This window comes from Pantoea agglomerans (assembly GCF_021397715.1).
Taxonomy (GTDB): domain Bacteria; phylum Pseudomonadota; class Gammaproteobacteria; order Enterobacterales; family Enterobacteriaceae; genus Pantoea; species Pantoea astica.
This window is the reverse complement of the sequence record NZ_CP090207.1, coordinates 1625703-1651888: the sequence shown is the minus strand read 5'-3', so window position 1 is coordinate 1651888 and position 26186 is coordinate 1625703. Positions and strand designations below refer to the sequence as shown.

At 49.8% G+C, this 26186-nt stretch carries 23 protein-coding genes and 2 tRNA genes; 3 read left to right on the top strand and 22 right to left on the bottom strand.

Annotated elements, in window-relative coordinates; genetic code table 11:
- Nucleotides 1-18 precede the first annotated feature (18 nt).
- Both LZU96_RS07715 and LZU96_RS07710 read right to left on the bottom strand, forming a co-directional pair.
- Nucleotides 19-1503, bottom strand: a complete 1485-nt coding sequence (locus tag LZU96_RS07715; RefSeq protein WP_233987744.1) for a sugar ABC transporter ATP-binding protein — start codon at nucleotides 1501-1503, stop codon at nucleotides 19-21.
- Between the two features lie 32 nt (nucleotides 1504-1535).
- Nucleotides 1536-2459, bottom strand: a complete 924-nt coding sequence (locus LZU96_RS07710) for a sugar ABC transporter substrate-binding protein (RefSeq protein WP_233987743.1) — start codon at nucleotides 2457-2459, stop codon at nucleotides 1536-1538.
- A gap of 505 nt (nucleotides 2460-2964) precedes the next feature.
- Here LZU96_RS07710 and LZU96_RS07705 point away from each other — a divergent pair.
- A tRNA-Asn gene (locus LZU96_RS07705) sits at nucleotides 2965-3040 on the top strand.
- Between the two features lie 84 nt (nucleotides 3041-3124).
- Here LZU96_RS07705 and LZU96_RS07700 read toward each other — a convergent pair.
- From LZU96_RS07700 to LZU96_RS07685, 4 genes are all read right to left on the bottom strand, one after another.
- Nucleotides 3125-3427: a helix-turn-helix domain-containing protein gene (locus tag LZU96_RS07700; protein WP_233987742.1), complete on the bottom strand. Its 303-nt coding sequence runs from the start codon at nucleotides 3425-3427 to the stop codon at nucleotides 3125-3127.
- Nucleotides 3428-3431: 4 nt separating this feature from the next.
- The gene (locus LZU96_RS07695) at nucleotides 3432-3785 is read right to left on the bottom strand and encodes a type II toxin-antitoxin system RelE/ParE family toxin (protein WP_233987741.1); all 354 of its coding nucleotides are present in this window, start codon (nucleotides 3783-3785) and stop codon (nucleotides 3432-3434) included.
- Between the two features lie 298 nt (nucleotides 3786-4083).
- The gene (locus LZU96_RS07690; RefSeq protein WP_233987740.1) at nucleotides 4084-5175 is read right to left on the bottom strand and encodes a YncE family protein; all 1092 of its coding nucleotides are present in this window, start codon (nucleotides 5173-5175) and stop codon (nucleotides 4084-4086) included.
- A gap of 327 nt (nucleotides 5176-5502) precedes the next feature.
- The gene (locus tag LZU96_RS07685) at nucleotides 5503-6567 is read right to left on the bottom strand and encodes a class I mannose-6-phosphate isomerase (RefSeq protein ID WP_233987739.1); all 1065 of its coding nucleotides are present in this window, start codon (nucleotides 6565-6567) and stop codon (nucleotides 5503-5505) included.
- A 450-nt stretch (nucleotides 6568-7017) separates the two neighbouring features.
- Between LZU96_RS07685 and LZU96_RS07680 the strand changes: the two genes are divergently transcribed.
- Nucleotides 7018-7093 (top strand) — tRNA-Asn (locus LZU96_RS07680).
- Between the two features lie 167 nt (nucleotides 7094-7260).
- On the opposite strand, the gene LZU96_RS07675 is transcribed toward LZU96_RS07680, so the two are convergent.
- The 12 genes from LZU96_RS07675 to LZU96_RS07620 form a co-directional block, all read right to left on the bottom strand.
- Nucleotides 7261-7518 (bottom strand): YfhL family 4Fe-4S dicluster ferredoxin, encoded by a 258-nt coding sequence (locus tag LZU96_RS07675; RefSeq protein WP_233987738.1) that lies wholly within the window; start codon nucleotides 7516-7518, stop codon nucleotides 7261-7263.
- A 9-nt stretch (nucleotides 7519-7527) separates the two neighbouring features.
- Nucleotides 7528-8238 (bottom strand): carboxymuconolactone decarboxylase family protein, encoded by a 711-nt coding sequence (locus LZU96_RS07670; protein ID WP_233987737.1) that lies wholly within the window; start codon nucleotides 8236-8238, stop codon nucleotides 7528-7530.
- Between the two features lie 87 nt (nucleotides 8239-8325).
- Nucleotides 8326-8940: a maleylacetoacetate isomerase gene (gene maiA, locus LZU96_RS07665; protein ID WP_233987736.1), complete on the bottom strand. Its 615-nt coding sequence runs from the start codon at nucleotides 8938-8940 to the stop codon at nucleotides 8326-8328.
- Nucleotides 8937-10205 (bottom strand): MFS transporter, encoded by a 1269-nt coding sequence (locus LZU96_RS07660; protein ID WP_233987735.1) that lies wholly within the window; start codon nucleotides 10203-10205, stop codon nucleotides 8937-8939. Before LZU96_RS07660 ends, maiA begins: the two co-directional genes overlap by 4 nt.
- Before the next feature lie 26 nt (nucleotides 10206-10231).
- Entirely contained in the window at nucleotides 10232-10735 is a 504-nt protein-coding gene (locus LZU96_RS07655) for a cupin domain-containing protein (protein ID WP_233987734.1), read from the bottom strand.
- On the bottom strand, nucleotides 10732-12582 hold the full coding sequence (locus LZU96_RS07650) for an FAD/NAD(P)-binding protein (protein WP_233987733.1): 1851 nt from the start codon (nucleotides 12580-12582) through the stop codon (nucleotides 10732-10734). The genes LZU96_RS07655 and LZU96_RS07650 overlap by 4 nt, the downstream gene beginning before the upstream one ends.
- On the bottom strand, nucleotides 12572-13381 hold the full coding sequence (locus LZU96_RS07645; RefSeq protein ID WP_233987732.1) for an N-acyl homoserine lactonase family protein: 810 nt from the start codon (nucleotides 13379-13381) through the stop codon (nucleotides 12572-12574). Before LZU96_RS07645 ends, LZU96_RS07650 begins: the two co-directional genes overlap by 11 nt.
- Before the next feature lie 17 nt (nucleotides 13382-13398).
- Nucleotides 13399-14739: a KamA family radical SAM protein gene (locus LZU96_RS07640; RefSeq protein ID WP_233987731.1), complete on the bottom strand. Its 1341-nt coding sequence runs from the start codon at nucleotides 14737-14739 to the stop codon at nucleotides 13399-13401.
- A 132-nt stretch (nucleotides 14740-14871) separates the two neighbouring features.
- Nucleotides 14872-16086: a hypothetical protein gene (locus LZU96_RS07635; protein ID WP_233987730.1), complete on the bottom strand. Its 1215-nt coding sequence runs from the start codon at nucleotides 16084-16086 to the stop codon at nucleotides 14872-14874.
- On the bottom strand, nucleotides 16083-17345 hold the full coding sequence (locus tag LZU96_RS07630; RefSeq protein WP_233987729.1) for an ATP-grasp domain-containing protein: 1263 nt from the start codon (nucleotides 17343-17345) through the stop codon (nucleotides 16083-16085). The genes LZU96_RS07635 and LZU96_RS07630 overlap by 4 nt, the downstream gene beginning before the upstream one ends.
- Nucleotide 17346: 1 nt before the next feature.
- On the bottom strand, nucleotides 17347-18369 hold the full coding sequence (locus LZU96_RS07625; protein WP_233987728.1) for a KamA family radical SAM protein: 1023 nt from the start codon (nucleotides 18367-18369) through the stop codon (nucleotides 17347-17349).
- 17 nt (nucleotides 18370-18386) lie between these two features.
- Nucleotides 18387-19496 carry a C-terminal binding protein gene (locus tag LZU96_RS07620; RefSeq protein ID WP_233987727.1) on the bottom strand — a complete coding sequence of 370 codons (1110 nt, stop codon included), beginning with the start codon at nucleotides 19494-19496 and terminating at the stop codon, nucleotides 18387-18389.
- A gap of 277 nt (nucleotides 19497-19773) precedes the next feature.
- Here LZU96_RS07620 and LZU96_RS23520 point away from each other — a divergent pair, with 277 nt between their 5' ends.
- Nucleotides 19774-20691 carry a LysR family transcriptional regulator gene (locus tag LZU96_RS23520; protein ID WP_293003293.1) on the top strand — a complete coding sequence of 306 codons (918 nt, stop codon included), beginning with the start codon at nucleotides 19774-19776 and terminating at the stop codon, nucleotides 20689-20691.
- A 366-nt stretch (nucleotides 20692-21057) separates the two neighbouring features.
- On the opposite strand, the gene LZU96_RS23490 is transcribed toward LZU96_RS23520, so the two are convergent.
- From LZU96_RS23490 to LZU96_RS07595, 4 genes are all read right to left on the bottom strand, one after another.
- Nucleotides 21058-21189: a hypothetical protein gene (locus tag LZU96_RS23490; RefSeq protein WP_262287706.1), complete on the bottom strand. Its 132-nt coding sequence runs from the start codon at nucleotides 21187-21189 to the stop codon at nucleotides 21058-21060.
- Between the two features lie 389 nt (nucleotides 21190-21578).
- A complete protein-coding gene (locus LZU96_RS07605) occupies nucleotides 21579-22940 on the bottom strand; it encodes a NosD domain-containing protein (protein WP_233987726.1) in 1362 nt (453 codons plus the stop codon).
- Between the two features lie 51 nt (nucleotides 22941-22991).
- Entirely contained in the window at nucleotides 22992-24680 is a 1689-nt protein-coding gene (locus tag LZU96_RS07600) for a glycoside hydrolase family 32 protein (RefSeq protein WP_233987725.1), read from the bottom strand.
- The gene (locus LZU96_RS07595; RefSeq protein WP_233987724.1) at nucleotides 24664-26085 is read right to left on the bottom strand and encodes a glycoside-pentoside-hexuronide (GPH):cation symporter; all 1422 of its coding nucleotides are present in this window, start codon (nucleotides 26083-26085) and stop codon (nucleotides 24664-24666) included. Before LZU96_RS07595 ends, LZU96_RS07600 begins: the two co-directional genes overlap by 17 nt.
- Between the last annotated feature and the right edge of the window lie 101 nt (nucleotides 26086-26186).

Here is a 26186-nt window from a genome sequence, read left to right as displayed (position 1 = left end):
TCATAGTTGTCTCGCGCCTCACTCGGATGCCAACGACAAAATGGTTTCCTGATCGGCCTCTTCTTTATCGAGGATGCCGGTTATACGCCCGCCGTGCATCACCATCACCCGGTCGCTCATGCCGAGAATTTCCGGCAATTCAGACGACACCATAATGATGGCCACGCCACGGTTGGCGAGTTCACTGATTAAGCGGTAGATCTCCGCTTTAGCCCCGACGTCGATACCGCGCGTCGGTTCATCCAGAATCAGGATCTTGGGTTGCGCCAGCAGCCAGCGGGCAATCAGGACTTTTTGCTGGTTGCCGCCGCTGAGGTTGTTGATGATCTGATCCATGGTCGGCGTTTTGATATTGAGTCGCCGGATTTGATCCATACAGTCCTGCGCCATCTTCACATGGCTGACAAAACCACTTTTTCCGCTGTACTCCGGCATGTTGACGATGCTCATGTTCTCCATCACCGACAGCACCAGAAACAGCCCGGACTTTTTGCGATCCTCGGTGAGAAACGCCATCCCTTTTTCAATCGCGGTGGAGGGCGAGTCGATATTGACCGGTACGCCATCAATCAGAATCTCACCGCTGTCGAAACTTTCCATACCGAACAGGCTTTCCATCACCTCGCTGCGCCCCGCACCCACCAGCCCGGCCACGCCAAGGATCTCGCCACGGCGAACGCTGAAGTTGATGTCGGTGAAGCGGTCTTTGCAGCTCAGGTTGCGAACCGTCAGCACCTCTTCACCAATGGCATTGTTGAATTTCGGGAACAGCTGGGTCAGTTCGCGCCCCACCATCTGGGTGATTAATGACTGGCGGGTATATTTCGCCGTCTGATCGCTGCCAATCCAGCTGCCGTCGCGGAAAATACTCACTTCGTCGGTGATGGTGAAAATTTCATCCATCTTGTGACTGATATAGATGATGGCTTTGCCCTGCTCCCGCAGGTCACGAATGATGGTAAACAGATGCGCGACTTCGGTTTCGGTTAACGCGGAGGTGGGCTCATCCATAATCACGATGTCGGAATCCCAGGAGACCGCTTTGGCAATTTCCACCATCTGCTGCGAGGCGATACTGAGATCGCCAACCATGCTTTCCGCTTTTAACCGGATGTTGAGCCGGTTGAGTAGCGCCTGGGTCAGCTGATTCAGTCGGGCATGATCGACAAAGCCAAACTTCATCGGTTCGCGGCCCAGCCAGATATTCTCCGCTACCGTCATGTACGGCACCAGGTTCAGCTCCTGGTGGATCATCGAAATACCGGAACGCAACGCGTCCATGGTGTCCTGAAACTGCACCGGCTCCCCTTTAATGCGAATGGTGCCCTTATCGGGACGATACATCCCGATAAGGCACTTCATTAAAGTGGATTTGCCCGCGCCATTTTCGCCCATCAAGGCATGTACCGTTCCCGGACGCACCCGCAACGAGACGTTGTCGAGTGCTTTCACGCCGGGGAAGAACTTGCTGATGCCTTCGGCTTCAAGCGCAAAAGCGGTCATACATCACCTCCGTACAGCTGGGTCGGGAACGATTATTTCAGGTTACGCTGGGTAAACTGTTCCATGTTTTCTTTGGTGATCAACTGGTAAGGGATATTGATAATCTTCTGAACCTTCTCGCCTTTCGCCAGCTTCACCGCGGTCTGTACCGCACCTTCACCCTGGCCCTGCGCATCCTGGAAGACGGTCGCGATCATTTTGCCCTGCTTCAGCATCTGCAACGCATCGGGCGTGCCATCAACGCCAGCAATCAGAATCTTGTCCGGATTTTTGCCCAGCGCCTGTAAGGCACCGATCGCCATTTCGTCGTTGTTAGAGGCGATAGCATTAATTTCATTACCGGCGGTCATCCAGTTGCTGACCACATCCACCGCGTCGTTACGCATGAATTTTGCGGTCTGCTTCTGCACAATTTTGATACCCGGGAATTTCGCGGCAACCTCTTCAACCCCTTTGGTACGGTCACGGGTCGCTTCATTGGCCAGATCGCCCATCAGAATGGCGACGTTGCCTTTGCCGTTCATCGCTTTAGCGAGGGCTTCCATCTGTAAGCGGCCAGCCAGCTCGGAATCGGAACCGACATAAGCCATTTTGTCTGTCAGCTCAGCCTGTGGACGACGGTTAACGAAGATCAGTGGGATGCCGGCTTTGGTTGCCTGATCCATAATCGGTTTCACCGCGTTGGTATCGACCGGGTTGACGATGATGGCGTCGACGCCCTGACCGATAAAGGTCTGAACCTGTTGCAGCTGCTGTGAAACGTCACCTTTTGCATCTTCGATCTGACCTTTGACGCCATCTTTCTGCATCTCTTTCTGCATTGATGTGCGGAGAATGGTCAGAAAGTTGTCATCAAACAGTGCCATAGAGACACCGACAGAGAGATCTTTTGCCATGACGGCGGCAGGCAACATGCAGGCTAACAGTGAGGCGACAATCGTTCTTTTAATGTTCATAGGGACCCTTCTTATTTGTTAACTTGCTCAGTGGCTGACACTGCGAATGAAAAATATCTTTTACATTCATCCAACCGGGCTGGCGTCTGTTTCGTTAAATTTGAGGTAAGACTTCCGGTTCTGGCTATTTTTGTGACCGACCACTCCTTTTCACAATCACTTGATTCACAAACAGTTAATTTCAAAATGTTGTTTTACTTTTTCACAACAGTTGCGTCCGTGATGATAAGCAGTTTATTTATTCCATATAATCACGTTTTGAAATTTTTATCATAAAAGCACTGAAATGATTGTTTTAACATCGCCAAATAACAAAACTTTGACATGCATCTAACATCTGTCAGGAAATGCCCTTAAATTGAGATCCTGTTGGCAGTTTGAAAAGTCACCGAAAACCCTAAAAAAACGCCGATCCGCTGCTTTTACGAGCATCTGAACGCAATTCATCAAAGAGGGCTTTGACAAGCTGAACCCACGCCGCTAATATTCGCCCCGTTCCAGCAATTCCTCTGTAGTTCAGTCGGTAGAACGGCGGACTGTTAATCCGTATGTCACTGGTTCGAGTCCAGTCAGAGGAGCCAGAATTAGAAAAGCCCGCTCAGGGAAACCTGAGCGGGCTTTTTACGTTTTTGGTCACGGCGGCATGGCATCCCCGCCTGAATGGCTTACACCTCAAACCCGAAGTGAGAGCCGTCCGGCAGTTCCACCACCAGCCGCAGCTTACCCCCTGCCGCATCGATATAGCGCTTGAGCGTGGAAAGCTTCAGGTCGCGGCCCGGCTTCTCCATGCCCGCCACGGTAGGCTGTGTAATACCCAGCGCCTTTGCCATTTCGACCTGTGTTTTTTGCACTTTCTCGCGCAGTTCGGCAAGGTGAATGTTGAGCAGGATATCCGTCGCCATCGCCTGTGCGTCGGCAACGACTTCCGGTTTTTCATCCGCAATAAGCTGTTCAAGCGTTCTACCCATCTGGTTACTCCTCATCTTTAAAGCCATTCAGCCAGTGTGTAAATTCCCCATCGGCAACCGGAAGCATCTCCCGATAAAAACGCTTTTCATTGCCCACCTTATTTCCGGCACAAAGCACAATCGCCGTGCGGTTCGGGTCAAAAGCAAAGAAAGCCCTTATCGGCTCGCCGCGACTCTGAATACGCAGCTCTTTCATGTTGATATAAACAGAGCCCTTTAGCGTATCGGCATATGGCCTGGATAACCCCGGCCCTTTTTCGCGCAACACCATTAATCCTGCCAGTACACAGGCGCGATCGCTCTCATTAAGCAAGGTAAACCAGCGATCAAATCTCTCCGTCGTTTTAATCATCCACACGGGATCTCCTTAATAATATAGGTCAAATGCTATATAGGTGTAAAGCGATAATCGAGTGTGATGCAGGGGGATTTCAGATGCCTGTGCCTTTATTGCAAAGTGAGAGAGGCGTTCAGTCGGGTCAGTGATGAATCCACACAGCCTTCATAGTTTTGCGAGCTGTACCAGATTTGTTATCGGGTGAGATGATGTGGAGCATTGTTATCAATAAAAAAACCCGCTCAGGCTTCCCTGAGCGGGTTTTCATTTTGTTCGCGTCGCTTCCCTGCCAATACAGAGTGACGCTTTTAGCGCGTGATTACTTCAGTGCAATCCGCACGATTTCGTCCGTGCCCTTAGTCGATGAGTCCTTGTTAAACTCCGCCTTCAGGGTGACATAGAGCGTGTTGTTGTCCGGGCCAATCAGCAGGCTGTTAGGACTTTTATCAAACGCCCAGCTCTTTTTCACCGCGTAGGTGGTGGCGTCCAGCTGCAGCACTTTTTTCGATTCGCGCTGACTGATGTAGAGCTCATTACGCTGTGCATTGAATTTAATGCCCAGCGCGTCACCTTCAATACGTTTGATCACCTTCCCGCTGCGTTCGTCGAACACCAGCGTGGTTTTGGCTTTGGAATCGTCCGTGACAAACAGACGACCGGTGGCCGGATCTTCCGCCATATTAAGGAACAGGTACTCTTTGCCATCACCGGCGGTCAGGCGTTTTTCGATTTTGTGACTGCGCGGATTGATCACCAGGATTTCACCGGAACCGTTGGCGGCATAAATACGTTCGGTCAGCGGGGAATAGAGGAGACCGGTGACCCATTTACCGGCATTTTTAATCTCGGTTTTCAGCTTAAAGGTTTTGGTATCCACCACCGAGATATAGCCAGGATCGGCAACGCGACCGACATAGAGCTCGTTACCGTGCCACAGCACTTCGCGCGCCCCGGCCGGATAACCTTCTTTGCTGATTTTGCCAGGGAAGACCAGACGCTGCAGCACCTTGCCACTCTGCGCGTCGACTTTAGAGATCGCACCATCCAGTGAGTTGGTGGTGTAGAACACGCTGCCCTGCTGATCGATGGCGGTCCCGAAGTTTTTCATGTCGGTGTGGGTTTCACCTTTGGTCGCCAGCGTGACCGGATCGAGGCGATAGATCATGCCGCCATTCACATCCTTAAACGCCTGAGCGCTGGCAACAAACAGCGCTTCAGAAACCGGTGAATAGACCATTTCATACAGACCGTCCCCCAGAGCGCGTTGCGTTATCGCCGTATCAACCGGTTTTGCTGCTTCAGCAGCAGGCGCATCGACTTTTTTGGCTGGGGCCTGACAGGCGGTTAGGCCAAAGGTGGCGGCGATGGCCAGAGCAACAGTGGCTTTGCGCGGACTAAACAACGATTTCATGCGTAACTCCATCAAGGGATGAATCGCACCGGTCCAGTGTGACCGGGCAAAAGAATGAGAATCATACGCATTATCAACCGGCAATCCAATCTCATCGCTGATTTCTGTTCTCTCTCCGCCTGAATGAGCTGGTGTCCTGCGCCATAGGCCGTTTTTGATGACGTGAGGCTTAACGCAATGGTGCGGCATCGCGACCTCAGTTCAGAACCGTTGCTGTAGATTCCGGCTCGGGTCCTGACACCTCTGACCGGTGACGGGGAGATGCAGGAAAGCAGGTGCGCCAGGCGGCGGCGCCCCGCGCCTGACACGCCCTGCGCTGAGCCAGCTTTATTCTGCCAGGGCCGGAATCTCCCCCAGCGCGGCAATGGCCCGATCGCTGTAACCGGCCTGGCGCAACGGTGTTACCACTTCATCAGCCAGATCCGGCACATAACCGATTAACAGGTCACCCGCATCGTGCAGAATCACCTCATCCAGCGCGGCGGGCAACAGCAGTGATTCCGCCCGACCCATCTCTACACTGACGCCATTGGCTTCTACCCTCAGCGGCTCACCAGGGTTGGAAAGAATACGCGCGCTGTTGAAGCTGAAGCGCTGTGACTGGCTGAACTGCCAGCGCTCCAGCGCAAAATAAGGACTGGCACAGCAAAACCGCCGCGTCAGATCCGCACTGTTCAGCGTCAGGCCCGGCTGAGGTTCGCAGCGCAGCTCCGGCCGCAGTTCCTGTAACAGCGCATCAATGTTCTGTTCCCACTCCGCCTGGCTCAGACACGAGCCGTCTTCCATATTCCACGGCATGGCGTGCTGCTGGATGTCGGAGGTCTGTTCGATTTCATAGATCAGCGTGTCGGGACCAAAGCTGTGCAGCATCCCGCCGGGAACGTAAAAAGTATCACCAGTTTTGACCGGCACCCGATGCATCACCGCATCGTAATCTTCCGCCAGCAGCGCCGCTTTGAGCCGGGCATGATCCACACCGGCGCGTACGCCCAGCAGACAGGTGGCATCCGGCGCCGCCCACAGAATATGCCAGGCTTCGGTTTTGCCGTTTGGCTGCTGCTCAAGACGCTGCGCCGCTTCATCATCGGCGTGCAGATGCACCGGCAGCATTCCGCTGCCATCGATAAATTTACTCAGCAGCGGAAAGTGCGGACCGCGCCAGCCGGGTGCGACGATGTCATCAGGGTAACGGGTGATCAACTCGCGCAGGCTGGTGCCCGCCAGTTCGCCGTTGGTAACCGAGGCGATCATGCCGTCGACATCGCTGATCTCCCAGGTTTCGGCTACGCGTGAGTCCGGCAGCCCTGCTTTACCCAGCTGCTGCCGGATACGCTGGCCGCCGAAGATGTGGGTGGCGAGTGGTGTTGTCAGCTTTAATGGATAGGCTTTCATTTTTCCTCCTTCACCTGTCAGAGACTTTTGATGCGGCCGCTCGTGATGGCGGTTTTCTCTTTCGAATGGTCAGAGCGCTGGTAACGCTCTTCACTGTGATGAGGTTTTGGCTGCCTTGTTACTGAGCCAGCAAACCCGGTTTGCGCTGGTCGCTGCTGAGGATAGTGTGGACGCTCTGTCATCGGTTTCTCCTTTTTAAGCGCGCGAGCGGCTGATTGATCAGCGTCTCGCCAGTGAGAATCGGTGCTGAATCGTTACTGATAAGCCAGTAAGTTTAGCAGCCGTCCCTGAGGCGCAAGGGCGATGAAGAGAAGTCCTGTGTGAGCGCAGCGCTTTTTGGCTGCCAGGCAGGAGCGGGAACTGATTACGCTTTCTGCAATCGATCGCATCCGGTGAAAAAGGCCATTGCGCCTGCGGCAGAAATCAGTAAACTGCGCGCCATCAACCGATTCCTCTGTAGTTCAGTCGGTAGAACGGCGGACTGTTAATCCGTATGTCACTGGTTCGAGTCCAGTCAGAGGAGCCAGATTTAGAAAAGCCCGCTCAGGGAAACCTGAGCGGGCTTTGTGATAATTTCTCCCTCCTTTACGGCAATTTCTCTTACCGGGAAAGCACAGATACTGGATAAAAAAGTCAGTCAGGCTTAACTGGCCGGCATTGCGCCTCGGCGTATTTTTTGTCAGGACTTCTATATCAGGAAACAACCGACCCGGTGATTAGCGTATATTTCTCCCAAAGTTTTTCTTTGCTTTCGGCTAGTTCGGGTAACAGCGGAATACATTCCACCGGACACACTTGCTGACATTGTGGTTCATCATAATGACCCACACATTCAGTGCAAAGGTTTGGGTTAATCACATACAGTTCATCTCCTGCGGAAATCGCGCTGTTAGGGCACGCCGGACGGCAAATATCACAGTAGATACACTCTTCAGTAATAGTAAGTGACATCGTGCAGCCTTATGATTTCCAGGGTGGGTTGAAAGGAAGCTGTACATTTTCCGGTGCTGCCGTGCGCGCGACGTTAAGTTCCTGGGCAAGTAGCCCGAAATAACTGTCCAGCGCGGTCAGCTCAACCACACCCGACTCTCCAAAACGCGCTTTGAATGCGTCATAGGTGGCATCCTGCACCATATGAGTTTTATGAAGTTCGGTGACAAACTGATAGGTAATGGCTTCATCGTGGGTCATATGCGGAGGTCTGCGCTGTGCCGCCAGGGCATCGGCAGTTTCACGGGTCACCCCTGAGCGTAAGGCAATCGGCTCATGGATATACCACTCGTAGGGCGATTGCATTTCACGTCCGGCAATCAGAATGGCGAACTCACGGATGCGTTTAGGCAATTCGGAAGTGAAACGCACGTGCTCACCCAGCATCTGAACACGCGTCAGTAATTCCGGGCTTCTCAGTAACACTGAAAACGGCCCGAAAATACAACCGCGCGGTCCGGCACTGATTTTTTTAATCGCGGCAAGTTGCTCCGGGCTGGCCTTTTGCGGATCCATATCTGGCAATCTGTCCAGGCTCAGGTCGCTGTCAGAAAACCTGACTTCATCACACTGTGCGGGCCATTTCAGCGGGTCGCTGATTTTCTCTGCCTGTGCAGCATGCGCCGCACCGTTTGCCAGTAAAAATGCCATCGCCACTGCTGTTTTTTTAAACGTATTCATTTCTGACTTCTCTGTTTATTGTAGATATTGGCCTCAACGCTGAAGCCCATTTTTCTGAACCCGCCACCCGGCAGCGCCCAATGTTCTTTATGGAACCTCGTGGAAAGCATCAAGCTCATAACACAACGCATAAATGCCGAAGAGCAACTTGTGATGGCTCAGATCTATCCCCTGTTTACGCGCCGACTCACACTGAGCAAAAAGACATATATCCGCCATCACAGGAGAAGCACCACAGCAAAACGGCTGGTGTACGGCTCTCTGCGACAAGGTTTCTTCTGCCACTTGCAGGGATTCGTCCAGCCAATGCAGCTTCCACTGACTGATATCGGTTTCGGTCATGTCAGACGCACGCAGTCTGTCTGCCACACGACGGGTGATCAGCGGGTGATAATCGGCCGCGAACAGCGAGGCAAAACTCCGGCAGGCGGCCCGCTCCAGCGGATCGCGAGGCAGTAAGTCGTGCCCGGCACGGATATCGTTCAGGTATTCGATAATGGCCAGTGACTGCGTCAATATCTGACCGTTGTGCATTAACAACGGCAGCTTTCTTTGTGCATTGAGTTCGCGGTAAGAGGAGGTAAGATGCTCCCCCTGTTGTAAATCGACCTCAACATATTGATAGCTAATGTCTTTTAAACGCAATGCAATGCGTACCCTGTTCGTCGCAGACGACGTGCGGCAACCGTAGAGCCTGATCATAAGCTGTCATCCGCCGTCTTGAGTGAGCCACGCTTAATCACACCCACGAGCCATTTGAAGAAGCCTGGTGCCTGCAGGAGGATCATAAAACCAAACGCGGCCTGATAGGCTATTTGCGGATAATGGCCTGCGACATCCATTGGCCAGAATCCAATGATCACCCCGAACAACGTTTGCGTGAGAAAGGCACCGAACAAGATAAGCAGATTGAGACAGGTTGCCGCGCGGCCGGTCATTGCCGGTGACACATTTTGCGCGACGATGGTGTATTCAAGGCCAGCGATGGTGCCGATGAGTGTGAAGCCTATCGACAATGCGGGAAGCAAAGGCACGATATTTAATGCACAAAGCACCTGCACGGCCAAAAACAGCGCAATACCGATTCCCCCCACGTCCAGCGGTTTAATGTTAAATTTTCCGGCCCATTGTGTTACCGCTCCCACGGACAATGACCCCACCACGACCGCGCCCATGCCAATGAAAAGATAAACGGAGGTTTCCGCGATGCTGTACTGCCCGACATCCTGCAACCATTTGCCCATCCACAGTCCCTGCAAACCAAAAGCGACAGTGTGCGGGAGCAGCAACAGACTAATCACTTTGCGAAACGCCCGGTTTTTATATACCTCAAGCAATGAGGCGAGGCTCGGCCACTTCACCATTTTGTGTTCAACAGGATCTTTCGGTACCCACAAGGCGATGGCCAACATCACCATCAGCGTGATGCCTGCCATGACAAAAAAAAGCATCCGCCAGGAGATAAATCCTACCAGCCAGGCAACCGGCAAGGTTGACAACATCGCGCCCAGTCCGCCTGCCGCCAGAAGATACCCATGAATCGAGGGTAATTTGCCTACCGGCACCCAAAATGACAGCACTTTAATTGAGCCCATAAAACATGCCGCCAACCCCAGCCCGATGAGTATTCTCGCCAGCAATAAGGTGGTGAAGCTGTGCCCGATACCAAACAGCACTGCCCCAGCCACCGCCACGCCAAGCAGAGTAAGCTGCACACGTTTCGGACCATAACGATCAAGCGCCAGCCCGACAGGCAACTGCGCCAGAGAAAATGAGAAGAAATACGCACTGGATAAAATGCCGAGCTGCCCGGCCGACAGCGACATTGCCGAAATCAAAAAGGGTGCTAATACCGCATTAATATTCCTGAACAGAAATGACGTACAATGTCCGAAAGCAAACGGTAAGAAGATGTGCGTCATTACTTTTGATGCGCTCAGCGACGGAGACGAAGATATTTCAGCCATGATGATACCTTTAATAATTAAGTAATTTATTTCGAATGAGGCGAGTAGGTTTTATCTCCATCGTTTCGTAATAATGTTCCCTGCTTTGCCATACCCGGCAAATTCTGGATCACATACAAAACCAGATTTTCATCCTCCTGATTAATAAACTGATGCTCACTCCATGCCGGCACATATATAACGTCACCGCTGGCAAACGGCGTCGGGGAGTTATTATCCAGCACCAGTTCCCCCTTTCCGGATATCACCACGTACAGATGCCAGAAAGAGTGAGAGTGTGGCGTAGTGCGGTCGCCGGCAGGAATAACCTGAACGGTGACAGACAGATCATGCAAGGTTTCTCCCTGCTTCTCGCGATGGGGATTTTCAAGAAACAGTGCACCACGGGCCGTGAATTCTTCAGTTTGCAGGGCCTGCAAAATAGATGACTGCTTCCAGATGACGCTCTCTTCGCGAGGCCGCTGGTTATCCTCCAGATAGCGACTGAATGAACGCAAGTTTCCCGGCTGTAAGACGTGCTGTTCAGTCATGCTGATGCCTCCACCGGTGTCGTGAGCGGATATTCCTGACGGACGAGACGGCGCAGGCAACTCTTCACGCTGATATTCGCATCCTCAAACTGTCGCGAGGGCAAATGTGGGCGAGGCAAGGCGTGGGTATAGTAATGTGGACCTTCGACGGGGAAACCGATCGCCCAAAGATTTTCGTCGGCCACTCCGCTGGCATTAATCGGATGCAGCTCTCTGTCTACCGCCATCCCCCCCGGATGATAATCACCGTTCATATAAGGCGTAATGAGTCCGTTCCTGAGCAGATTACGAGTAAGCTCGCTGCCATCCGTCAGAGGGGAATATGCGTCGAGTCTGGCGATAATAATGGCGTCTACCGGGCTCTGGTAATTTTGCCGGGTAAACTGGCCGCGCAGTACGAAGCGGGACTGGCTTTCATCGCAAACAATCCCGGTCGCCGGACCGCCACCCAGTGTGACGACACCGGCCGCAAACAAGGCGAGTAGCTCCTGGTTTCTGCGCAGCGGAGGGCCGAAAGAGATGCGATTAATAATCGGATTAAAGGATTCGATAAAGTAACGGTGTGATTCTGGTGTCAGCCCGTTCCATTCAACCGCCCGGCGCAAGGCTTCCCGCACATCGCGCAATACATCGGTCGCCGCCTTTAACGGGCTGTTCATATTGCCTGATTTAGCCTGTTGCAGGTCATGATTAACCATCTCAAGGAAGAATGCACACCAGGACGGGTAGTCATCAAAGGTCTGGTTGCGCAGCGGCCAGAGCACCTGCTCAATCTGCGCAACAACATGTTCGTCGGCGCTGAATGTCTCCGGATCCAGCCGTGTCTGCATCAGCGCGCACTGCCAGGCATAAGCCATCTCTTTAATTAAGAGGGGCAATATCTGCGATTGGAAATCGATCTGTTTTGAATTCCGTTCGGCAATATTGCTGGCAGCGATCGCCTCTACCACCGCAGGCGTCAGAAATTGCCCGGCATGACGACCGGTTAGCCCCTTCTGATTAATACCCCTGCCCGCAAACGGCAGACACTGGCGTGAGGAGAGCACTATTTCCGGCTCCCTTCCCGAGGCGATATATTCAAGCCCGTCACCGGATTTGATATAGCGTCCCCCGCGCCCGAGGGTCAGCGCCGAAATCGTGTCATGCGCCGTCAGGCCGAATCCCTGAATAAGCACCCGGCATTTTGCCGAAAGCGTATCAAGCCGCTTAACCGGATAGGGAGAAGCGTGATAAGCCAGCAGCGGATTGCGATCACGATGACGCTCGCAAAATGCTGAAAAATGGCTATCGCTGTGCGTGGGTTTACGGTATCCGTGCCCGGTGGTCAGGAAAACGAAATCACAGGCAATACGTTTTCCGTCTTGCAGAGTGACGGTAAAACGTTCGTCTTTAGTCAGGTTTACGGCAAACTGACGATATTCGGTAATCGTGATATTTTCCGGTAAAAGCTTAAGCAAACGCTGATAGTAATCCGTGAGGTATTCACCCAGCAGCGATCGGGGCAAATACTCCATATCCGTCAGCTCTGCCCCGACGCCATTTTGCGTAAAGGTATCGTTATCACGCCGGTAACCCGCCGTTTTTGCCCACTGAATAAACGATTCGCCTCCGGCCTTCAATGCCTGGCTGTTACCTGCAAACAAGGTGATTTGAGAGGAGACCGTATTCACCAATAAATGCTCAGGTTGTTCTGCCGGATGGCTCCCCTGCCCCGGATTTCCCGGATTAATAATATGCAGGTGAATAGGATCCTGAATAGCATCGTTAATGACATTTTCGATAATACGGTCAAGGACATTCAGGCCACGAGGACCAAAACCAATAATAGCGAGATGATTAACGCGCACGGATCTCTCCTTCTGGCGGAAGGTGGAGTTGTACAATATTTTCTTCGCCCTTAAAGCGCGGGAATAACGTTCGCACCTGGGGATCATGGCCGGGAATAATGCAGGTAAGGTCGGATGCAAGCTGCTTCAGGGTATTATGCGCCGCCAGCATGTCGGGAATGTCCATCACGATTGGAAACGGCGTTGAGGCATCGACATGGTGCCAGTAATGCGCAGAATCGCTGGCCAGGACAATTTTGCCACGCGCTGTATTTACCGTGACAATTTGCAACCCTGCGGTGTGCCCCCCCACAAGCTGCGTATGAATACCCGGTAAAATTTCCTCATGCCTGCCGACATAGCGCACTTTACCTTGATGCAGACGATAAACCGCATTGGCAATATTTTCGGGATCATAAGGCGCTCTCACATAGCGGTGCAGCATGTGTCTGCCGGTGCAGTAATGCATCTCTTTTTCCTGCATATACAGCGTGGCATTGGGAAAGGCCTTCAGATTGCCGATATGGTCATAATGCATATGCGTGACAATAACTTTTCCAATGCGGTTTGCGTCAACATCCAGCTTTTGCAACAGCGACTCTGGCGAACCGTAATAATGTCGATCACGTTTCACGGCCAGCTCGCGATTAAATCCGGTATCCACCATCAGCAAGGTATTTTCATGGCGAATTAACCAGCAATAAAAATCCAGCGGCATATCACTGTTATCGTGTTCATCGTGCGAAATAAAGTTTTCATTACGCGATCGGTTTTTATGCTCTGCGTAGCGCAGCGCATAGACTTCATATTCAGGTATCATTTTTAATTCCGGGCAGTTTATACAGTGACGATTCTGGCCATTTCTTCGAAAGGCGTGGTTTTGTCTTTATTTTCGAAAAAGAAATGTGACTCACCAAAGGCAGGTCGCAGATGGTCCAGCCACGAGGCCTGCGGATCATATCTGGCAAAGAAGGGCCGACGTACCCAGTCCGGGTTACGCGCCTGAAGAAATTGCAGCGCAAAGACTTTCTCGCCACGGATTTCTGTTATCCCATCAATCATGACTTTACCGGGGAAGGCACTCATTGAAGGGCCGCGCACCGTCCTCGCCAAACCGGATACCGACTGATAAGCTTGCTGGAATATTTCCCAGGCCTTAAAGAGAGGAAGCCCGAAATATTCATTGGGGCCGGTATCCCGCTCGACAAACATGTAATAAGGGATAGCGCCGAGACGTACACCGGTCGTCCACAGGGTCGCCCACCCTTTTGGATCTTCATTAATATGGCGGATAAGTGGAGATTGCATTCTCACCGTAGCACCGGTGGCAATAATACGCTTCAGCGCAGTCTGGGCTATTTCAGGCTGGATCTCCTGAGGGTGATTATAGTGTGCCATCAGGGCAAGATTTTTCCCCGCAGCCACAACCTCTTCGAACAAGCGTAATACATCGTCAGCGTCTTTATCGGTAACATAGCGCTGCGGCCAGTAAGCCACCGACTTTGTACCGATACGAATATTCTTGATATGGCTAAGCTCAGGAATAAGCAGAGGACGAATATAATCCCCCAGAGCGCGCGCATTCATAATCATTGGATCGCCGCCGGTGATTAATACATCGGAAACTTCAGGATGACGCTTGAGATATTCAACCAGCAGTGCGGAAGTGCGCGCCTCAAATTTAAGTTCATCCATGCCCACAAACTGCGGCCAGCGGAAACAAAAGGTGCAATAAGCATGGCACGTTTGACCTGCAGAAGGGAAAAATAGCACGGTCTCTTTGTATTTGTGCTGAAGCCCCTGCACTGCCTCACCGTTGAGCATAGGAACATTATGTGTAAGCTGACCCGCCGGGTGCGGATTCATACGATGGCGGATCTTATTAATGATCGTCTGCAAAGTCGCTTCGTCTTTATTCTGACGAAGAGCATCACTGAGCTGGGAAAATTCATTTTCCCTCAGCATTTCACGATGCGGGAATGTCAGACGAAAAATAGGGTCATCGGGGATATTATCCCAGTCGATAAGTTCATCGAGGATATATTGATTGACACGAAAAGGTAATACCTGACTCAGCACCTCAACGGTATGTTTCATTTCGGGAGTGAACTTTTCCCATTGAGGGGCTTTACTGATAGTACGTTGGGTATAGGGGATAAACTTCGTTACGGCTGTCATTTTTATTACACACCTTGCCTTCAATTTTAAAACATGATTAATGGCCCTCGAATGGGGCGCATTTTTAATACTGATATTTATTTTTTATATTCACCGGGTACAGACAACAACAACAGCGAATCCTTTAATTATCTAATTTTTCACCCACTGTGGCCGGCTTACTCCTCGTATAAGGCCATAAGCCCCATAACACAGCAGTTCAACTACGATCAGAGAGGAAAAAATACCCACTGAAAGCATCAGGCCATAATCAGCGATGTGAAAGAGGTAAAAGACTGCAACAGGCGTGACCAGCGCAGTGAAGATACTGAAATTAATCACACCAAGACGGTTATTCGTCATCAGGACAGAACGACAATATCCGCGGACAATCCACATTGTCGAAACACCAACAATAGCGATAAAGAAATACGCATTCATATATAACACTTTGCTGCCTGCCGGAAACAAATTAAAGCTACCCAGAATGACACACAATAATATAAACAACACCGGCGCAACCAGACACTGAACGCTGAGAAATGTGAATAGTGATTTTCCCGGCGACTGGTGGCCCAGTATCTTGAGCAGAATACTTTCGATATCAAGCACCGATCCTATCGAAATACATATCATCCCGAAGGTCAGCGGCCAGTATTTTAAAACAGTGTCTCCTTCGGCGACTTGCCCCAAACAGATCACAACGATGATATTACTCATCAGTGATGAAGCTGACATAAGGAAAGCCGAAGCGTACGGCGCTAACAGCGCAGCATAGTGATGACCTGTGCTGTCATATAAACGAATGCCCTGCCAGCGTACCATAATGAACAACAGGGCCGCCTCGGTGTATGCTCCGCAAACCAGCGCCACAATGGCCGCCATATCGACAGGCACCTGAAATCGGGTCAAGGTAAAACACCCGATGACCGAGACCAGCACCCGCACTAAAGAAGCCCGGCTCATTAGTGCAGTTTTTCCTTCCAAAATACAGCATCCCTGCAAATACCTCCTGACGGCTACGGCCAATAATGAGAGTGAAAAGAAATGCGTGATGAATACAATATGTGGCGTCATCTTCGAACTGAATATTGAGACGGCAATATTGAATATAACAAAGACACTAACAGCCAGCAGCATGGCGAATATCAGCGTCTCCCTGCTCTTCCTTATTTTGATAACCACTGCACACAAAGGAAAAACAAAGGCATTGGCAAACATAAAGGTACTCAAGGCTATGGCATAATCTCCGGACGCCTGCAGACTATAGGCGGACAGAATGACCGAAATAAGCGGCAACTCCAGATTAAGTAAGCTAATACTGATTGCGCTTGGCCACCACAGCCTCAACATACCCCATGTATTCATTCCGTGACCTCATTACCGACCTGTTGCATACGCTGATAAGGAATATATTGTTCAACCAGCCAGTGATAATCTTCTTTCAGAGACGAATAAGAGGATCCCCAAAGCAGGACACCGCCAATACGGTCGCGAACACTTTGCGGGCGAACAAGCAGCGAACCCTGCTTCACTTCCCACACCGTTTTATATTCATTTCCGATGTTGATGTCTTTCGTCAGGTCAGCACATTCCCCTTCCCGATGGGGGTACCACACCCAGGCGGCATAAGTTTCTGACTGTGGCACCGGTTTCTGCCACTGCCCCATTTGTGAACGAAAATGCTGCTCTTCAATATTACTTCCGGAGCAGAGTGCATGCATTTGTGGGATCCAACCGCCCGGCGCCCGCGCTGCAATCTCTAAAAATACGATACGGTTATCCTGTGTGAGGAATGCTTCGAGGTGCGTGGCCCCGTCCGGCACATAGCCCAGAGCATCAAATACGCGTTGATTGTATTCATAAAACTGCTGATACAACGGGTCATTTTTTTCCAGCGGCAGGCTACCAATAGGTTTGCCCTCAATGAATTCCGCATTCGGATAGCTGTATTGACAGATATAAATCTCTTCGATTTTGCCGTTAAAAATCAGCGAGTCGATATGGTAAAGACGCCCTTCGATAAACTCATCGAGTTCATAGTTCGCGACGACACGGTTATCACTGCACCAGCGGCGTAACGCGGCAGGATCTTCAATTTTAGCGATCAGCTCACTCCCCGCCGAGTCAATCTGCTTGGCAAAAACGGGATACCCCACGGCCTTCTCAATCTGCTGACAATATTTTTCTGGCTCACGCTGATACTCTGCTGGCGAGAATGGCAGCACCCTGGGAATAGCTATGTTCCCGGCTTCCATTACCGCTTTCATACGCAGCTTGTTGATGAATGGCTCTATTTGCGCAAATGTCGCGCCCTTAATAGCCAATATTTCACGCAACCGGGCAGCATGGCCGAGGAAATACTCGTCATTAGTGATGATGCTGACTTCAGACATATCGCTGATATGGCGCTCAGCGAACAAATCGCGGCAAGCCTGCTCGAGATTGTCGACGGTAAAAGGGTCGCAAATTTTGATATCGTCAAAACAAACTTTTTGATCTTCAGGCAGATTTCCCCATCCCTGATGTCCGGTAAGCAAACAGACCGAAAACCGATCGCGGTCGATTAATTTATTCCAGTCAGCACGAAAGGTGACAATATTTTGAAGAATGATAAATGTTTTCATATTAACAATTCCCCGGCGAGCCCTGCTTAATAACCGTTGACCAGTCGTGAGTGTTTACTGTCTTGCCATAAAAATCAGTCACTGTCGCGGTGTCGGTATTCCAGTGTTCGCTGGGGACAACGACTTTTCCGGATGCGCTGGGAATATCGATAACATGCTGCGGGAAGGCCAGACCGGAAAGTTCATTGCGTAATTGCGTCATGATCGCCATTTCATCTTCCAGGCTCATAACAAAGCGACGCGTAGAGGTCACTTCCTGACCATGATAAATATAATAAGGTCGTACACCCAGTTCGAATAAACGCAGGAACAGCGTTTTAAGTATTTCTTTATTATCGTTGATGGTTTTTAAGAAAACGGTCTGCGTTAACATCACATAACCCATTTTTCTGAATGCATGAATCAGCTCGATGACTTCAGGCTGAAGCTCATCGGGATGATCAATATGCAGGCTTAAATAGACCGTTGGTTTTGCTTTTGCCAACTCTTCCATTAATTCCATACGTACTTTGCCAGGGTTTTGTAACGGATAACGCGTATGGATCCTCACCACCTTAACATGTTCGATTTCTTTCAACTTGTTAAACAGGTATTGCAATCCTTTCGGGTTGGTCAGAGGGTCACCCCCGCTGGCAATGACTTCATAAATAGTCGGATCATTGGCGATATACTCTACAATATCATCGATCTGAGACATTTTAAGTCTGCCTTCAACGTCCAGACCTACTCCGACACGATCCTGACGTTCGCAATAACGACAGTTGGCCGCACAGGTATAAGAGAGCAATACCAGCAGCTGACCATCATATTTTCTTACCGTGCCGAATACCGGTGTCGAGGTCTTTTCATTTAATAAATCCACATCCAGATTAGCCGGCAAGGTTTCATATTCTGGGTTAAACTCATACATATCTCTGATTGCGACGCTTTTCTTAATCAGCTCTCTTAAATAAGGCGTGGTTTTTTCAGAGAATCGGGTTTCTTCTTCAAATTGTTTAATGTCAATCATATTATCTTTAGACATGCTCATAAACTTTGTATTTAGTAGGGTACAGAGTGCTCGCCGGAATTTTCATTAACGCAGTTTCTGACAGGTAGCCCGTTCATTTTTTGTCGAACCAGTTCAGCGGATTTGGTTCGCATTTCGAGAAAAGATTCTTCCGTATAAAAAGCGGAGTGTGCGGTCAGCAGCACGTTATCCAGCGTTCTGAAGCCGTCGGGAATATCGGGTTCATTTTCCAGCACGTCCAGACCAGCAGCTGCCACTTTTCCTGATTTGATGGCTGAAAAAAGGGCGTCAGAATCAATAATTCCGCCGCGCGCCGTGTTGACCAGCAAAACACCCATTTTCATCATGTCGAATTCGGCGTGTGACAACAGATGGTGAGAAGTGCGGTTTAAAGACGCATTCACGGAGATGATGTCTGAGCTAGTCAGAAGCTCTTGCAGAGATTCGCAGCGAAAGACACCATGCGTTTTATCCAGCCCGCTGACCGCATAGGGATCGTAGAACTGTACATTCAGACCAAACGCCGCCGCCCTTCTGGCAACCGCACCACCGATACGGCCAAAACCGATAATGCCTAATTTACGGCCGCGCAGGCGATAGAGCTTTTTGACACTTGCCCAATCCCAGCCACCTTGTTTGACGTGGATATGGATCTCTTCAAGTTTTCTCGCAATGCCCAGCAGCAGTGCCAAAGCATGGTCGGCAACTTCCTCCGTGCCATAATCCGGAATATTAAGCACAGAAATGCCCAACTCACGAGCAGCAGAGATATCAATATTGTCAAAACCCACCGCCGCTTTAACAATGGTTCGGCAATTTTTTAAACTGGATAAAAATGCTTTATCGAAATTAACGGCGGGTACACATGCCCAGATAATAAGATAATTGACTTCTGAAATAAAATTTAAAGGAATTTCACTTACATGGCTAACATGCAGTAACTGAACATCATGCCCGGCTAATATCTGTTGTTCGACAATAGCTGTGTTGAAATGCTTTTCAGTCGTTGAATCGATGATTAAAATCTTTTCTTTACTGATGTTCAAATTACCGTCCTTAATAAGGGAACCAAATGATGTATTCAAGCGCCATAACCAGGATATATTTAATAAAAACTCTTCGCCATTGCTGAAATCAGACATTCATAGCCTTGACTCCTCCAGGCGACGGCTTACGTTGCCTGGAAGGTTAAGAATGAAAAAATATCTCATTTATTAATAATTTTTTTATCTGCTCAATGACGTTTTCGCTCGAGACGACCGGCCGATGAAAGTTAATTTTTCGGAAAATCCTCACCGCCAGACGTTTTTTCGTACGCATATTTCAGTCAGGATTTTTCCGATAAGCAATATTTACCAAAATGAAAAACATGATACAATTTCATTAATTTGATTTCAGTAATGACGAACGGGAATGGTGATGGGCTTATATCTTGATATGCATTCAGTTGAGGCTTTTCTTAAAGTTGCCGAGCTAAATAGCTTTACCCTGGCAGCCGAGTCACTTTGCATCACTCAGTCAGGAGTTACCGTTAAAATTCAAAAGCTTGAGAATATTCTAGGATATCCGCTTTTCCACCGAACGCCGCGTCATATCTACCTTTCGCCGCAGGGCGAAGTGTTCCTATCCCGGGCTCAAAGTCTGATGGTGGCCCACGCCAGCGCGTTAACAACGCTCAACGTCTGTGAAAATATCCAAAATATCAAAATTGGTATTAGCGACCATGTACTGGATATCCCGCTCATGCAGACGATTCAAAGTATCAGACAAACTTACTCCGACCTTATGATTGAAGTTAAAGTAGACAGCTCTTCCAAAGTTCTGTACGCACTCGAAAATAAAAAATTAGATATAGCAATTATCACTCAGGATGGCGATAAAAAAGGCGGAGAATATCTACGGAGTGAAAACTATAGATGGTATTGCTCTCCAACTTTGGCTTTTAAGCAGGATAAAATCCCGCTAATTACCTTAAGAGAATCTTGCCGTATGAGGAAGCTCATTCTGGACTTATTACTTGAAGCTCGAATCCCGTGGTTTGATAGTTTCCAGGGCGGCGGAATGGAAACCATCATTGCGGCAGCAAAATCAGGGCTGGGGATTGTCCCCTTACCAGAAACCGCGCTCACAGTTTCGGATCTGAAAGAGCTAACGGACGCCAGTCACGTTGTCAGTCTTCCGAAAATACCATCGGCGCACATCGTTACCTATAATAACTGCCTGGATGTACGCTCCAGAACGATGCTTAAGGATCTTTCTCAGGCAATCAAAAATCAGATGCTGAAGATGCCTGATGCCGATGAGTTTGTCTCCCTGAGTAGACTGATGGCAGTGTAACGTTTCCGTCCTATTCTATTTTGTTGGAAAACCATACTTCGGCGTAATGCTTGTCTTCTGGCCTTCAGTATGTTCCTGTCAGTGTAGCTTTCTATCTATAACAGTCGGATGCGCAATGAAAAGCATTAGCCTCGACGCAGTAAAGTACCATGGGCGGCGGCCATTGTTACCCGCTCCCTGGCTACGCTTATTGCTGGGGGGACGTCATAGTCATGTTCACCACATACAACAAAGGCTCCAGACACCTTTTGCTCAACACAATTTTATCGGTGGTCACTCTGGTGGTCCTGACAGAAAGACAATTCAGTTTTAGCTTACTTACTAGCCAGTTACTGGCAAAGGCGATCCCAGTCAGAGGAGCCAGATTTAGAAAAGTTCACTCTCCTGCGGGCCTGCTCCGGCATCAATTTTCGCGAGTATCTGCTGAGCCTGGCTGGCCAGCTGTGCGACTTTTTTTCGGCTTACGCTGGCGGGTTTCATACGTTCAGGTAGCGGCATTTTTACTCCTTTAAAATAGCCTGCAATAAACAACGTGATCAGCGGATTAGGTTGCTCAAAATTTAACAGTGCCGATAGTGATTCAGATATTCTGATCCCGGTTAGTCTTTGTGGTATCGGGATGCCAGCGTCATGAAGTCACATCACCACTCACTGTCGATTTGCGGCATGGCTCATGCCATACCAATGCGCGTCTGCTGCCGATCAACAGATGATGACTGCCCTGCCGCCGGTGCCTGTGTTTTGCCTGACCACCGCTATCCACGGTAGCGGTGGTCACCTTTCACATGCACCACCTGTGTAGAGAAAGGGTGCGCCGCATTGGTTGCCGTCAGTCAGCTCAGAATAAAATCACTCATAAACTGTCTGCGTGAGCCCGTTAAGCGCTCTCAGCTCAGCAAGCCAGGTACGGGCGTAGCCCTGAACGCATTCACTTTCTTATCCAGCAAAACCTGACTCTCACTGCCTGAATCCAGTACGGTATTTTGCAAAGAGGCTTCTTCGATCTGTACTGCGATAACCTCCAGAGCTACCAGCCCTTTTGTTGCCAGCAGTGCACTCACCTGAGTTGAGAAACAGGATTCGGTGGCCGCACTCTCCGCCGGTGAAACTTCGGTGGTCGCGACAATATGGTTATCCGAAATATAATTCCCCTCACCCGACACCAGCCGGATTATCACCGGTGTTGCGCCCTGCGGGATGATAGACTGAGAATCAATCGTTTCCGAAATATGATTAGCAATAATGGAGTTGTTGTTACCGCTGATATAAAGCAGACCATATAAATCATCTAATCCATTATTATAAGCCTGCATCGGTCCCCAGGGTTCACGCTCACGGAAAAAATGGTTAGCCGTGACCAGGTTTTCTGAACTATTGCCTTCCAGAACCAGCATCCCCGGATAAAATGAATGAAATCTGTTGCTGGATATCGAAGAGCGAACTACCCCAGAAAAATGTACGCTGCTTTTGCCGCGTGGGAAAATATTATTGGCCGTAATCAGCAGGCCGCCAAAATTTTCTGCATAAATAGAATAGCCTCTGTAACCTGCACCAATCAGATTATCGGTGATTTTTGATGCCTGCCCCGAACCGCGCAACTCAATGCAGTTTCCACATTCAGCGATGAAATTATTGTGTATCGCCAGCGCATCAGCGTTAAAAATTGTCACCCCATGCTCTAAATAGACCAGTCCCATGCCGCTGATACGGAAAGAGTCTTGCGCGCTCGCGATATAGATACCGGTTTTACCGTTCAGATAACTATTTTCGGGATCATCATTGCCTGAACCATCATCGACAAAATGTAAGCCATCAATACAAAAATCAGCAAACTCGACCGAACTTATGCGTGGTTCACCGCTACGTTTCACATAAAAGGCAGCACCGGCAGAGGGGTCACTTCCGGCAGCGGGAGAAAGATTAACGCATAGTCGACTTCCCCCCGGCCACACTTCATGCCATTTTGCCCACTCACTTTCGGGCGTATTAAATCGAATACTTGAAGAGGTGAAGCCATGCCCGGAACCAATAATCTTCAGATAGCTAATATCAATTAACACCTGGGTAAGAAGCGGGTAGTCGCCGGGTGGAATATAGATAACCGCGCCCGGCTTACCGCCTTGATTGAGATCCGTTTCGGTTTGTCTGATTTTAATATCAGAAATAATACTGTTTATAACCTCACCAATATCCTGATAAGGGTTACCTTCCTTCCATTCTGTAACATCGTAATAGTTTTGGCTTGTCATGACTAATTCCTTCGGTGACAGTAATAAGAAAAAAATCAGCAGTAAATTGAGTTATGGCTGTGCGTAAGGGGAGTGATAGCGGGTTATTTTTGCCTGTGCGCCAGAGAGCGTTATTTCAGTCAGTGAACTGCATGAATAATAACGTCGCGTTCCACACACACTCCCCTGCTGAGCGAAAACTTCCACTATTCCGGCATCAAAACATAATGTCACATCGCCCACGTTGGCCAGCGGTGCCTGATAACGGCCGTCATCCCGATCTTTTTCCAGCAGACTTAACGTGTGTCCATCGTGCGCCAGAATAATCTGCTGCCCGGTTTGACCGGTCAGAGTCAGGCAAAAATGCGAGGTCGGGGTAAAGGTAATGATGCAGGACTTACAGGCAGTGCTGCCTGACCAGTGACTACACGCATCCAGCCGCTCTTCACTGATGATCAGCGAGGCTGGCGGCAATACCGGTGTCATACAGAGTTGTTGCCGGGCATTAAGATGAAAACGACGCGGCAGAGACATTTCGCCGGAATAGGCAGAATGAACATTCTTTTGTGTCGCCCAGTTGTATAACCAGGCAAACCCTGTACGACTGTCGCTTTCACCCCAGGTCTGCAGGGCGTAGAAATCGGTGCCGAAATCCAGCATCTGCAGCGGTTGCGCTGAGGGAGTGAAATAACCGCGCCGAAAATCACCTGTTTGTGCAAATAACAGATTATGTCGTCCGGTTGTCGGCTCGGTGTAACCCACAATACCGATAATCATTACCCAGACGCCGTCAAGGCAGAAAAAGTCCGGGCATTCGACGCAGCGGCCCCCATTTTCCCGAAAATAAGGGGGCGCGGTGTAGAGCACATGATGGAATAGCCAGCTGTCACTCTCTTCGGAGTGAAACAGCAGCATGGCAGGATCGCCGTTCACCGACGCGCCCAGGATCATATAAAAGGTCGCGTCCGCTTCCTCATACCAGACTTTCGGATCACGGAAATCACAATCGACGCCTGCAGGCAGCTCTGTTAATACTGTTTTTATCAAAGCGGGTTTGTCGTAAGCAGGCTGCGGGACCGCCATTTTCTGGATTTCGCGATAACCGCGATAAAGATCGTAAGCCGGAAGCCTTTCGGTATACCAGAAACGCGTTTGCCCCTCGGCATCGATGAAAGCGCTGCCGGAAAATGCGCCGCCCGTTGCCCCAAGCGCGGATAAATTTTGCTCTGGCTGAAGGAAAACCGGATAGTGACGCCAGTGGTAAAGGTCCTGACTCACCGCGTGGTTCCAGTGCATCGGCCCCCATTGAGTACTATGCGGATGATATTGGTAAAACAGATGCCACTCCTCACCTTTCCGATGCAGACCATTAGGGTCATTCATCCAGCCGGTACGTGGAGAAAAATGTAATGCCGGGCGTAACTCTTCCTGCAGATAGTGCTCTGCAACTGCGCGGTCATCTCGCAGGCAAAGGTCGTTATTTTCGATATCAATAAAGCTGACGCCCTGCTGCGGGAGCGTGTCAGGGTGCCAGCTGTAACACAACGAAATCTCACTGTGCTCCGGTAACCACTCCAGAGAGACCATACCCTGCTGCCATGCGGTCCAGGTAAAATAGTGATAATACGGCGGTGCTGTTTCTATTTTGAAAAGCACCGCATTTTCCATGTGGATAGCAAACAGGGGCTGACCGGCCGGCTTTGTTTGCTTTATCCATAAATCAAGGCGCTGACCTTGCTTAACATTAATGGACAGGGACATTTTTAAACTCCTGCGATTGAACCGAACCTTTTTCAAGCTCGCGTTTTGCGAGATCGACTTTAATTTTTTCCAGGAAGAGGTTATCCAGTTTGAAGTAGCGCACCATAAATGCGCTGATGAAATAACTCACCATCGGCAGTAATGAGAACATGATAATAATGCCCTCAAGGGTCTGCGCATTTTGTTGCGGTTTGTTAGCGACATAGCCGGTATAGGAAAGAATCCAGGCGACGATGGCTCCAGCGACCGCCAGTCCCATTTTCAGCATAAACAGATTGCCGGCAAAGGAAATACCGGTGAGTCGTTTGCCAAATTTCCAGTCACCGTAGTCATCGACGTCTGACATCATTGCCCATAGAATAGGTCCGGACTGAATTAAATGCAGAATATTAATGATCACAAATAGCGTAAGCAGTGGCGTCAGCGATTTTGGGTCAACAAACCACAGCGCGAAAGAGAGAACACCAAGGATAATATTAATAATGCGGAATAGCTTAATTTTATCAAATCGGTCAGTCAGTGGCTTAGCTATTACGCTCCCCAACATATTACAGGCGACACCAAGCGCCATAAAAAAGGTAATAAACCCAACGGAGGCCTGCATCACATAGGTGGCATAATAAATAGTAACAGCCCCGCGAATAAAGGCCGGGAAGACGTTAAGAAAGGTAATCGTAATCATCAGCAGCCATTGGTCATTTTTAGCAATGTTTTTCAAATCTTTCATTAACGAATCGTCAGATTTAATTGAAACAACGCGCTCTTTGATACTGGCAAAACAGAACAGGAACATCAGCGTCGCGGCGCACCCCATGATCACCATGGTCAGCTGAAAACCTGAAGCGCGGTTACCGTTACCCAACCAGTCGGTTAACGGTAAAATTGAGGAAGAGACAATCAGCGTCGCCAGGCCATTCAGGAAGAAACGCCATGATAAACAGCCCAGTCGCTCTTTTTGATTCAGGGTGATCACCCCCGCGACTGAGCAATAGGGAATGTTGATTGCGGTATAGATCAGTGACATCACCAGATAAGTCACCCAGGCATAAATGATTTTTCCGTTCATGCTCAGGTCAGGTGTGGTAAACATCACGATGGCACCCAGGCCAAAGGGCACCGCCATCCATAACAACCACGGGCGGAACTTACCCCATCGACTTTGCGTACGATCGCAGATTGCACCCATAATCGGATCGCTGAAGGCGTCAAAAATACGGATCACCAGAAATAGTGTTCCAACGACGCCAGGCGCTAATCCATATACATCGGTATAAAACCACGTCAGATAGAGCGCCAGTACACTCCAGATCATACAGGATCCCGCATCCCCCATCCCGTAACCGATCTTCTCTTTCAGACGCAGTTTTCCATAAGCGCTTTGCTTTTCCATTACCGTTGCGGACATAAAATCACCTCAATAATGCACAGCTATAAAAATTAAACACAGAGCATTATCGCCAGCCCCTGTGCGGATGACTGAATAAAAATTTTCGGCTCGTTTAAAAA

Excerpts from the sequence above, each read along its gene's own strand:
- LZU96_RS07715 (WP_233987744.1), bottom strand. The coding sequence starts at position 1,503 with ATGACCGCTTTTGCGCTTGAAGCCGAAGGCATCAGCAAGTTCTTCCCC.
- LZU96_RS07710 (WP_233987743.1), bottom strand. The coding sequence starts at position 2,459 with ATGAACATTAAAAGAACGATTGTCGCCTCACTGTTAGCCTGCATGTTG.
- LZU96_RS07700 (WP_233987742.1), bottom strand. The coding sequence starts at position 3,427 with ATGGGTAGAACGCTTGAACAGCTTATTGCGGATGAAAAACCGGAAGTC.
- LZU96_RS07690 (WP_233987740.1), bottom strand. The coding sequence starts at position 5,175 with ATGAAATCGTTGTTTAGTCCGCGCAAAGCCACTGTTGCTCTGGCCATC.
- LZU96_RS07685 (WP_233987739.1), bottom strand. The coding sequence starts at position 6,567 with ATGAAAGCCTATCCATTAAAGCTGACAACACCACTCGCCACCCACATC.
- LZU96_RS07675 (WP_233987738.1), bottom strand. The coding sequence starts at position 7,518 with ATGTCACTTACTATTACTGAAGAGTGTATCTACTGTGATATTTGCCGT.
- LZU96_RS07670 (WP_233987737.1), bottom strand. The coding sequence starts at position 8,238 with ATGAATACGTTTAAAAAAACAGCAGTGGCGATGGCATTTTTACTGGCA.
- maiA (WP_233987736.1), bottom strand. The coding sequence starts at position 8,940 with ATGATCAGGCTCTACGGTTGCCGCACGTCGTCTGCGACGAACAGGGTA.
- LZU96_RS07660 (WP_233987735.1), bottom strand. The coding sequence starts at position 10,205 with ATGGCTGAAATATCTTCGTCTCCGTCGCTGAGCGCATCAAAAGTAATG.
- LZU96_RS07655 (WP_233987734.1), bottom strand. The coding sequence starts at position 10,735 with ATGACTGAACAGCACGTCTTACAGCCGGGAAACTTGCGTTCATTCAGT.
- LZU96_RS07645 (WP_233987732.1), bottom strand. The coding sequence starts at position 13,381 with ATGATACCTGAATATGAAGTCTATGCGCTGCGCTACGCAGAGCATAAA.
- LZU96_RS07640 (WP_233987731.1), bottom strand. The coding sequence starts at position 14,739 with ATGACAGCCGTAACGAAGTTTATCCCCTATACCCAACGTACTATCAGT.
- LZU96_RS07635 (WP_233987730.1), bottom strand. The coding sequence starts at position 16,086 with ATGAATACATGGGGTATGTTGAGGCTGTGGTGGCCAAGCGCAATCAGT.
- LZU96_RS07630 (WP_233987729.1), bottom strand. The coding sequence starts at position 17,345 with ATGAAAACATTTATCATTCTTCAAAATATTGTCACCTTTCGTGCTGAC.
- LZU96_RS07625 (WP_233987728.1), bottom strand. The coding sequence starts at position 18,369 with ATGTCTAAAGATAATATGATTGACATTAAACAATTTGAAGAAGAAACC.
- LZU96_RS07620 (WP_233987727.1), bottom strand. The coding sequence starts at position 19,496 with ATGTCTGATTTCAGCAATGGCGAAGAGTTTTTATTAAATATATCCTGG.
- LZU96_RS23520 (WP_293003293.1), top strand. The coding sequence starts at position 19,774 with ATGGGCTTATATCTTGATATGCATTCAGTTGAGGCTTTTCTTAAAGTT.
- LZU96_RS23490 (WP_262287706.1), bottom strand. The coding sequence starts at position 21,189 with ATGCCGCTACCTGAACGTATGAAACCCGCCAGCGTAAGCCGAAAAAAA.
- LZU96_RS07605 (WP_233987726.1), bottom strand. The coding sequence starts at position 22,940 with ATGACAAGCCAAAACTATTACGATGTTACAGAATGGAAGGAAGGTAAC.
- LZU96_RS07600 (WP_233987725.1), bottom strand. The coding sequence starts at position 24,680 with ATGTCCCTGTCCATTAATGTTAAGCAAGGTCAGCGCCTTGATTTATGG.
- LZU96_RS07595 (WP_233987724.1), bottom strand. The coding sequence starts at position 26,085 with ATGTCCGCAACGGTAATGGAAAAGCAAAGCGCTTATGGAAAACTGCGT.